This window comes from Novosphingobium silvae (assembly GCF_009856825.1).
Taxonomy (GTDB): domain Bacteria; phylum Pseudomonadota; class Alphaproteobacteria; order Sphingomonadales; family Sphingomonadaceae; genus Novosphingobium; species Novosphingobium silvae.
The window spans coordinates 1-8,843 of the sequence record NZ_WVTD01000046.1 but is presented as its reverse complement, the minus strand read 5'-3'; the positions used below and the strand labels follow the sequence as shown (position 1 = coordinate 8,843).

The 8,843-nt window shown below is 62.7% G+C and carries 6 protein-coding genes and 1 tRNA gene; 4 read left to right on the top strand and 3 right to left on the bottom strand.

Going from position 1 to position 8,843, the window contains the following annotated elements:
- Positions 1-225 precede the first annotated feature (225 nt).
- Positions 226-1,275 (bottom strand): L-histidine N(alpha)-methyltransferase, encoded by a 1,050-nt coding sequence (egtD, locus tag GR702_RS21690; protein ID WP_160987596.1) that lies wholly within the window; start codon positions 1,273-1,275, stop codon positions 226-228.
- Positions 1,276-1,279: 4 nt separating this feature from the next.
- On the bottom strand, positions 1,280-2,581 hold the full coding sequence (gene egtB, locus GR702_RS21685; protein ID WP_160987595.1) for an ergothioneine biosynthesis protein EgtB: 1,302 nt from the start codon (positions 2,579-2,581) through the stop codon (positions 1,280-1,282).
- Positions 2,582-2,830: 249 nt separating this feature from the next.
- Here egtB and GR702_RS21680 point away from each other — a divergent pair, with 249 nt between their 5' ends.
- Both GR702_RS21680 and GR702_RS21675 read left to right on the top strand, forming a co-directional pair.
- Positions 2,831-5,350, top strand: coding sequence for a putative bifunctional diguanylate cyclase/phosphodiesterase (locus tag GR702_RS21680; RefSeq protein ID WP_160987594.1), 2,520 nt, complete (start codon positions 2,831-2,833; stop codon positions 5,348-5,350).
- A gap of 71 nt (positions 5,351-5,421) precedes the next feature.
- Positions 5,422-5,497: transfer RNA gene (locus tag GR702_RS21675), tRNA-Thr, on the top strand.
- 413 nt (positions 5,498-5,910) lie between these two features.
- On the opposite strand, the gene GR702_RS21670 is transcribed toward GR702_RS21675, so the two are convergent.
- Positions 5,911-6,528, bottom strand: a complete 618-nt coding sequence (locus GR702_RS21670; protein WP_160987593.1) for a hypothetical protein — start codon at positions 6,526-6,528, stop codon at positions 5,911-5,913.
- A 22-nt stretch (positions 6,529-6,550) separates the two neighbouring features.
- Between GR702_RS21670 and GR702_RS22205 the strand changes: the two genes are divergently transcribed.
- Positions 6,551-6,748 carry an excalibur calcium-binding domain-containing protein gene (locus tag GR702_RS22205; protein ID WP_337192676.1) on the top strand — a complete coding sequence of 66 codons (198 nt, stop codon included), beginning with the start codon at positions 6,551-6,553 and terminating at the stop codon, positions 6,746-6,748.
- Between the two features lie 1,202 nt (positions 6,749-7,950).
- Complete coding sequence (locus GR702_RS22510) at positions 7,951-8,517, top strand: DUF805 domain-containing protein (protein WP_237449881.1); 567 nt, start codon at positions 7,951-7,953, stop codon at positions 8,515-8,517.
- Positions 8,518-8,843: the final 326 nt, after the last annotated feature.

Genomic DNA, 8,843 nt, shown 5'->3' with positions numbered 1-8,843 from the left:
GGGGTGACGGGCAGGGCTCGCATCCCATGCCGTCTTCCCTGAGGGCATACCCTCATCTTCGTCCGCGCATCCTGATGTGGCTGTTCCGGTGTCCACGACCGAAACGCCGACCGCGCCGGGAGAGAAGGAAGCGTCAGCTACACGCTCCCGGCCCGCCGCTTGCTCGATCGTGACCCCAAGGATCGTAATCGATGCTGCGGCGTATAACCTAAATGGTTCGCATAGTCAAGGCGTCTGGCGCTCGGCGTCGGCGCGGGCCAGCACCAGCGAGAAATCGCCCGCCGGGTCGGTCCAGTGCTGCAGTTCGCCCCAGCCCGCGGCAGCAAGGAGCAGGCGCATTTCCCGGGGCCGGTACTTGTGGCAGTTCTCGGTGTGGATGGTTTCGCCGCCATCCATGTGGAACGCCTGCCCCGCGACTTCGAAGCGGACCGTGCGGCGTGCTTCCAGATGCATCTCGATGCGGCTGGCGTGCTCGTTCCACCGGGCGACGTGGCGGAACTCGGAAACCGGGATGGTGCCGCCCAGCTCGCGGTTGATGCGCTGCAGGAGATTGAGGTTGAACAGCGCGGTCACCCCTTGCGCGTCGTCGTAGGCGGCGACGAGGCGCGCGGGGTCCTTGACCCGGTCGATGCCGATGAGCAGGTAGGCATGGCCTCCACCCGCCGCGCCCAGCGTATCGCGCATCGAGCGCAGCAGGTCGACCGAGGCGGCGGCGGTCATGTTGCCGATGGTGGAGCCGGGGAAGAAGCCGAGCACCGTTTCTCCCGCCCCGGCGGAACCACGCTGCAGCGGAAGGTTGACGGGCTCGAGGAAGTTCGCCTCCACCGGCACGATGCGCAAGTGGGGGAACTGCGCCTGTAGGCTCTCGCACGCCTCCTCCAGGAACTCGCCGCAGATGTCGATCGGCACGTAAGTGGCGCGCGGCATGGCCTTGAGGAGGATGCGCGTCTTGATCGAGCTGCCCGAGCCGAACTCCACCACCGTGGCATCGGTGCCCACGCGCTCCGCCACTTCCGCGCAGTGCGCCTCAAGCAGCGCCGTTTCGGTGCGGGTGGGGTAGTATTCGGGGACCTGCGTGATCGCTTCGAACAGCTGCGAGCCGCGCATGTCGTAGAACCAGCGCGCGGGGATCGCCTTCTCCGCCTGCGACAGGCCGCGCAGCACGTCGGCGAGGAACGCGGGGTCGCTTCCCGCAGGTGCGGCGGCGGCGTTGGCCTGGAGCTGGGCCTCGGACTGGGCGGGCGTATCCTGGCGGCGGCTCGGCGTGAGGAGCATGTCTTTACAGAGTCCTTGCTAGCCGCACGCCGGTGAACTGCCAGCGCTGGTGCGGGTGGAAGAAGTTGCGGTACGAAGCGCGGGCATGGCCGCGCGGGGTCGCGCACGAGCCACCCCTCAGGACGAACTGGCCGGACATGAACTTGCCGTTGTATTCGCCCACCGCGCCTGCCGCCGTGCGGTATCCCGGCCAGGGGCGATAGGCCGATCCCGTCCACTCCCAGACGTTGCCGAACAACGAGGCGAAGCCCCCGTCGTCGACTCCGCCCCCGTCCTCGGCGCGCGGAGCCACGGGAGCGGCATGGTCGAGCTGGTTCCCGCCGAGCGGATCGCGCCCCTGCGCGGCGGCTTCCCATTCCTGCTCGGTCGGAAGGCGCGCTCCCGCCCAGCTGGCGAAGGCGTCGGCCTCGTAGAACGAGACGTGGGTGACAGGAGCGAGCGGGTCCACCTTCTGCCAGCCGGAAAGGGTGAACTGCTCCCACCCGCTGGCGGGGCCGCCGCGCCAGTAGAGCGGGGCGCCCACGCCCTCGCGCCGCACCCAGTCCCACCCGTCAGACAGCCACAGGGCGGCGCCCGCATAGCCCCCGTCGGCGATGAACTCGATCCATTCGGCGTTCGTCACCGGCCGGTTGGCCAGCGCATGGGGAGTGAGCCAGGAGGGGTGGCGGGGCAGCTCGTTGTCGAAAGCAAAGCCTTGCCCGTCGCTGCCGATGGCGGCGAGGCCTTCCGCCCCGGCGATCCAGCGCAGCGGCAGGTCGCGGGCCGGCTGCGCGTGCGTGATCGTGGCATGGACGGGGGCATAGGCGGGGCCCAGCGGATTGCGCGAGAACAGGTGCTTCAGGTCGGTCAGCAGCAGTTCCTGATGCTGCTGCTCGTGCTGCACGCCCAGTTCCACAAGCTCGCCATGGCGCTCCATGAGCAGCGGCAGGGCATCGACCATCGCCTCGTCCACATGGTCGCGATAGGCAAGGACTTCGGCCACGGTCGGCCGGGTCAGCAGCCCACGGTCCGGCCGGGAGAGGCGCTCGCCTTCCGCCTCGTAGTAGCTGTTGAACAGGAACGGCCAGCGCTCGTCGAAGAGGCGGTAGCCGGGCACGTGATCGCGCAGCAGGAAAGTCTCGAAGAACCAGGTGGTATGCGCCAGATGCCATTTGACCGGCGAGGCATCGGGCATCGACTGCACGGTCATGTCCGCTTCGTTCAGGCCCTTGGCCAGGTCGCGGCTGAGGTTGCGGGTGCGGCGGAACCTCTCCAGCAGCGAATCCGGCGCCCATGCAGCGGCTGCGGGCTGGCGCTGGTTCCTCATGCTTGCTCCCTCCCGCTGCCCGCGTGGGCCCTGCGTGCCCGTGCTCGCTGGCCGAGACTATCGCGGTTCGGCTGACGGGCAAAGGAAATCGATGTCCAGTTGTCTCTATTGCATGGGTGGCCGCAAGGTTCCGGCCAGACGGCAAATTGTGCCCGCGCCGCTGGATGCACCGGCCTGCAATTTCCCCGAGTTGTTAACCATTTGTAGCGACTGTTCGCCTAGGTATGTCCCCGGGGTGTGGGGGCACGAATGCCGATACGATCAGTCCTGTTCTTTCTGGCGCTGCTGGCAGCGTGGCTGTCATGGCCGTCGGACGCGCGCGCCGATATCGTGCGCCTGCGCTCCGACATGTGCGCCGCGGCCGCTCCGGCGGACCTGCCGGTCGAGGCCGCCGCCGTCACCGCGCTTCCTTTCAACTGCGCCGCGCCTCCCGCTTACGCGGCCTATCGCCACGGCTGGGTCTGGCTGAAGCTGCGCGATCCCGCAGCGCTTGCGCAGCTGCCCCGCGACTGGCGCCTGCTGATCGACCAGACGCGCTTTCGCGGCATGGCCGCGCTCGTGGTGGCAGAGGACGGCGCCGTCCAGCGCATCGCCGTCACGCCTTCCACCATCGGCGACAACTGGGCGCCGGGTGCCATGCTGCGCTTCCGGATCGAGCGTCCGGGCGCCGAAGTGCGCGGTCTCTACCTCGGTTTTCGCCAGCTCGACCATCTCTCCCTCATGCGCAAGGTCTCCGCCGCCGACCCGCAGGACGCGATCCGGCTCGACGGGCGCTGGCTGGGGCTGATGGGCGTGTTCGCGGGCGCGCTCCTGTCCGCCTTCGCGTACAACCTGCTCATCTACACCGGCCAGCGGCTGGTGTTCCAGCGCTGGTACCTCGTCTGGTCGACGCTGGCGCTGGCCTATGGCTTCACCTGGACCAACACGGCGACGTTCCTGCTGCCGGGCCTTGTCGGACCGGCGGCCGTTTCGCTGGACTACCTGCTCGTCTCCGCGCTGATCGCGGCGGGCAACATGTTCTTCGTCTCGGTCATCGAGGAAGGCGTGCTGCCGCGCTGGGTGACGTGGGTCGGGGCCTTCAGCGCGGTGGTCAACCTCAGCGTCGGCCTCGCGGCGTGGAGCGGGTGGTTCGCCAGCCCCGTCGCCGTGGACCGCATGCTCAACCTTGTGTTCATCCTGGGGGCGCTTTGCCTGAGTGCCGGCGTGATCGTCGCCATTCGCAGGCGCAGCCGGGTAGTGTGGTTCTACCTAGCGGGCTGGACCCCGGTCCTGACGATCTTCGCGCTGCGGGTCGGGCGCAACTTCGGGCTGCTGGTGCAGGACGATACGGTGGACATGGGCACTTTCGCGGCGCTCGCGTTCGAATCCGTGGCGCTCTCGCTCGCCATCGCCGACCGCTTCCGCCTCCTGCGGGCCGAGCGCGACGCCGCCGAGCAGGCGCGCAAGGTCATCAAGGTGGAGAGCGAGACGTTCCGCCGCGCCGCGCAGACCGATTTCCTTACCAAGCTGGGCAACCGCGCCGCTTTCCAGGTGGCGCTGCGTTCCATGTGCGAGGCGCCCGGCGCGCCCCCCTTCATGCTCCTGCTCGTCGATGTCGACCACCTGAAGGACATCAACGACCGCCTTGGCCACGATGGCGGCGACATGCTGCTCGAAAGTGTCGGCAAGGGCCTTCGCGATGCGGCGCGCGGGCGCGGTCACGTCTCGCGCATCGGCGGCGACGAGTTCGCCATCCTGCTGCCCGGCGGCGAGCACGAGCAGCAGTGCATCCAGCGCGCGCTGGAGGCGCTGCAGGGCACCACGCTCAGCCATGCGGGGCGCTCCTGGGCGCTGTCGCTGAGCATCGGCTCGGCCCGCTTCCCCGAGGATGCGACCGCGCCCGAGGTGCTGGTGAAGAACGCTGACCTCGCGCTCTACCAGGCCAAGCACACCGGCCGTCGCCGCCTGCACCAGTACGACGTGCCGCTGCGCGCCGGGCTCGACCGGCGGCAGGCCTTCGCGCGCGAGGCCGAGGCGGGGGTCGAGCGGGGCGAGTTCTCGCTCCACTACCAGCCCATCGTCGACTTGCGCACCGGGCAGGCCACGTCCTGCGAGGCGCTGCTGCGCTGGCGCCATCCCGATCACGGCGTGCTCACGCCCGCCACTTTCGGCGACCTCTTGAGCGAGGGGAAAGTGGGCCTGGCGGTGCAGCAGCATGTCTTCGACCAGGCGCTGTCGGCGCTGCGCGATCATCCGGGCGCCCTGCCGCGCCTCTCCTTCAACCTCACCGCCGCGCAGATCGACGGCCCGCTCGCCGCCGCGCGCCTGCTTGCGCGGATCGCCGACCATGGCCTCGAGCCCGGGCGGCTGTGCGTGGAAGTGACCGAGGATCACGTGCTGGACCGCAGGATGGACGAGACGGCGCAGGCGCTGGGCCTGCTCCACGATGCCGGCGTTTCGGTGGCGCTCGACGATTTCGGCACCGGCTATGCCTCGCTGATCCACCTCAAGCACCTGCCGTTCGACATCCTCAAGATCGATCGCTCGTTCACGCTGGGCCTGTTCGAGGACGACGGCCAGAGCGAGGAGATCATCCGCGCGATCATCGGCTTGGGCCAAGGCCTGCGCAAGAAGGTCGTCGCCGAAGGAGTGGAGACCCAGCGCCAGCGCCAGCGCCTGGCCGAGATGGGCTGCGACCTTGGGCAGGGCTACCTCTTCGCCCGCCCCGCCCCGCTGGAGGCCCTGACGCACGCGCAAAGCCGCACCGTCCCCCGCCCTTTCGCCGCCTGAAAAAAACTGCACGAAAGGCGATTGCGTCCCCGCCCTTCGCCATGTAAACGGCCCGCCTGCCCGCAAGGCATGCCGCTTTAGCTCAGTTGGTAGAGCACATCATTCGTAATGATGGGGTCACGTGTTCGAGTCACGTAAGCGGCACCACCTACCTTAAGGTGCTTTCACAAGGACATCGGCGGTTTCCCAGCCAAAGCGGCTTTCCCCTTGGGGGGCGCTTGGGTCAAGGCTGGGGCGTCTTTGGGTCGATTGAGGTCGGCGCCCACGCTATACCCGGTTGAAAACTGTTTCGTCCGCAGTCAAAGGGCGAAAATCATTTTAGCAAAATCGGGACGAGAAATGCCGACTATCAAGCGCAGCGAGTGGCTGAAACTCTCTCCAAAAGACAAGCTGCTGCACCGCGCACAGAGGCTAATTGACGGCCTTCAGAAGGCACAGAACGATTATCGGCATGATCAATTGACCGCAAAGGTCGCGACTCAGAGACCGTCTAGCGAATTATCCAGTCAATTTCTGTATCAAAGCGCGACATTTGTTCACGGCGAGAAGATTTACCCATATCAATGACCGATATCAATAAAGTAGAATCTATTTTTGAATTTGTCCCAAGCTAGCTCTTTGACATCGCCGCATGAAAAACATCCAAGAATATTCACTATGCCGTCATCCCGCTTAAATAAGCGCGAAAAATTCCATGTCATGGGGTCGAATAAACGAACTTCCCCAAAACTATCAGTTACGACAACGCCCATGAACGTGACAGCCGTTCCATTGTCCGATGGATCGCAAAGTTGAAAGGCGCCCACCCTAACGAGAAATGTTGTCGTCGCGTCAGGGGAAAATGTCTGCGAAAATGAGTTTTTATACTCATTCAAATCTGCATTGATGTCTTTTTGAGTTTTTACATCGAAGCTATAAATCTCATCGTTCTGCACGAAATCCATGAAGCAAATCTTGGATACTTGTTTCATGCCAGCGTGTTCAGCAATCCAAGTATTTATGCGAGCGACAGACACGCCTTGATCACTCGTTTTTCTAGGTGCGAACTTTAAGTCCCGCACTTCCCAGGCGAAGCCTTCGTCTGCCGGGACAAGAACTGTCGCTTGGCTTAAAGCAGGGGACGAAAGAAGGAGTGGTGCTAGGCGAGCTAGCGTCTTAAAAATTCCTAGTCTTATCATATCGAATCCCGCCGCACTAAATGTGATTCAACTCGCTTGGCATCGTGTCGGAGCTGCATATCAGCCTGCTCGGCAATCGCTTCTGGGCAAAACTTATGGCGTCGTGGCCTATCGGAACTATGTGGAAGCGAGGGCAGCTGACGCAGCGCCGGTGCGTAGAGAGCAGTTGGATTACACAAGGCATCTAGACCGCGATGGTGATGGGGTAGGTTGCGAATAGTGGTCACCTGGGCTGGCTAAAAATAGGCAGGATTTGCTTTTTGAGCCGCGCCCCCCGTTACGTGAGGGGCGCCTTAAGATCAGTGGCTTGCCCGATAAGCTTTAACAGCGGCAGCGCTCACATCCTTGGGGAAGCACATTGGTGCATATCCGCCGCCCCTGTTCCAAGCGCTTCGTCCGCCGCAACGTGAACCATTGCTGGCAGAATTGTACGGGCAGGCGCAGTTGCCTGGATAGGAGGCAATAGATTGTTTGATAATCCTTTGCTTGATTTCAGCATCGGATTGTGGAGCGCGAGCAACTGCAGGCGCGGTAAAGGCTATAGTTGCTGCAGCGAAAGCAGCGAAAACGGTCAGCCCCCGCATCAGAACCCGCCGGACGAAGTCGAGGTCGACCTTGTAGAACGCTTGTAAGTCGAGGTCGATGGAGCCTTGTAGGGGTCTACCGTTCCTTCTTTGCCCGTGTAGGGGTTCACGTTCCCCTTTGTGGACCAATTGTTCATACGGGTATTATCGGGGTTAGTGGCCCTATGCGGAGCTACATAGGTGCCGTCCTTCCGGGTATACCCGCGTACAGCATGCGAGCTTTGAGCCATAGCAGGGACGACTACGCTGGCAGCAACAACGGCCACCGTCAAAAACTTCCACTTCATGAAAAACCCCGGTTGCAGCAACAACAGTGATGTTGCGTTACCTTCATCTCGCGCAATGATGAAGAAATCAATAATATTTGGGTGAAGGCTGATGCATTGAATTACTTTTGAGGCGTCCAGTTAAATATCTGCAAGGTGCTTTATATGGAACAAAACGCGCACAGCAGGGTATCATATATGAATAGGCCAGCGATCCCTTGCGAACGCCTTGAGAACACGCCAAAAGCGTTCCGCCTTCCGTGAAAGCCGGAGGGTGGGGCGTGGGAACCCCTTTTGAAGCAGCTCGGTCACCAGATTTGGAGGCCGGGTGGCATGCGCGCATGTCCAGTCGGTTCTGCCGATAAAGGCGCATGCGCTCGTTGCTTCAGCGGGTTTCCAACATCCGGCTTTGGCCGTCGCTCCCGAGAGGTACATAGGGGCGGCAGAGGGTCAAGCCGACACTGCTCCGGCAAATGCGGGGGCATGAGCGTGCATCAACAGCAAGATTTCTAGCGGTCTGTTCCGTCGTGCCCATCGGCGCGGTCGTCACCCCACGATATAAGGACAGCCAAATGATTGATGAAGAAGCTCTTCGGAGCATCGAGAAGCTCCACCAGATGAAGCAGGAAGGCATCATCTCGGAATCGGATTTTGATGCCGCAAAGCAAGACATTCTCAAAGGTCGGACCAGACCTAAACCGAGAAGTCCGAAGCCCAATGCCTACACCCATCCGGTAGCGGAAAATGATTATTCCCTGCCGAATGATGGCGATTTCATTGAGTGGATCATGCTTCCGCTCAAAAAGTATGCCGACTTCACAGGGCGATCGGGGCGGCGAGAATTCTGGATGTTCCAGATTCTGGTCACTGCGGTTAGCTTTGTGTTCTTCATTTCGATACCCGAACTCTACAAGACAACAAACCTTCTGTTTGCCGCTGTATCGGGCATGGCGTTGTTGGGCCTTGCCGTGCCTCAGATCGCGTTGCAGGTTCGGCGCTTCCACGACCAAGACAAATCGGGATGGTTCGCTCTGTTCAACCTCTTTCCCTACATCGGCCCGGTGATCGTTCTGATCTTCATGCTGATCGGCGGAACCCGCTGGGAAAACAGGTACGGCCCCGATCCGTACGAACGTTAATCAAATCCCCCAGAACCCTGAACGCCCTCGGATAGCCTCCGGGGGCTTTTTCATGCCCGAAAGGATTGCGCCATGATCGCCAAAATCATCGCGACTCTCATCATGGCGGGCGGCTGCATCCTTGGCCTCGCCTACATTGGCAGAGCGCTTTTCATGCTCCCGCTGCTGTTCCTCTAACAGCATCACCATTCCCCCTCCCCAACAGCGCGTTGACGAAGTCGGTGTGATCTGATTCAGCCTGGATACGGAAAGAAGGCGGTCAGCGACGATGGCGATGCGACGTGATGGTGATGTGCAGGCGGATCTGATCGTGTCGTGGTCAGATA

Excerpts from the sequence above, each read along its gene's own strand:
- egtD (WP_160987596.1), bottom strand. The coding sequence starts at position 1,275 with ATGCTCCTCACGCCGAGCCGCCGCCAGGATACGCCCGCCCAGTCCGAG.
- egtB (WP_160987595.1), bottom strand. The coding sequence starts at position 2,581 with ATGAGGAACCAGCGCCAGCCCGCAGCCGCTGCATGGGCGCCGGATTCG.
- GR702_RS21680 (WP_160987594.1), top strand. The coding sequence starts at position 2,831 with ATGCCGATACGATCAGTCCTGTTCTTTCTGGCGCTGCTGGCAGCGTGG.
- GR702_RS21670 (WP_160987593.1), bottom strand. The coding sequence starts at position 6,528 with ATGATAAGACTAGGAATTTTTAAGACGCTAGCTCGCCTAGCACCACTC.
- GR702_RS22510 (WP_237449881.1), top strand. The coding sequence starts at position 7,951 with ATGATTGATGAAGAAGCTCTTCGGAGCATCGAGAAGCTCCACCAGATG.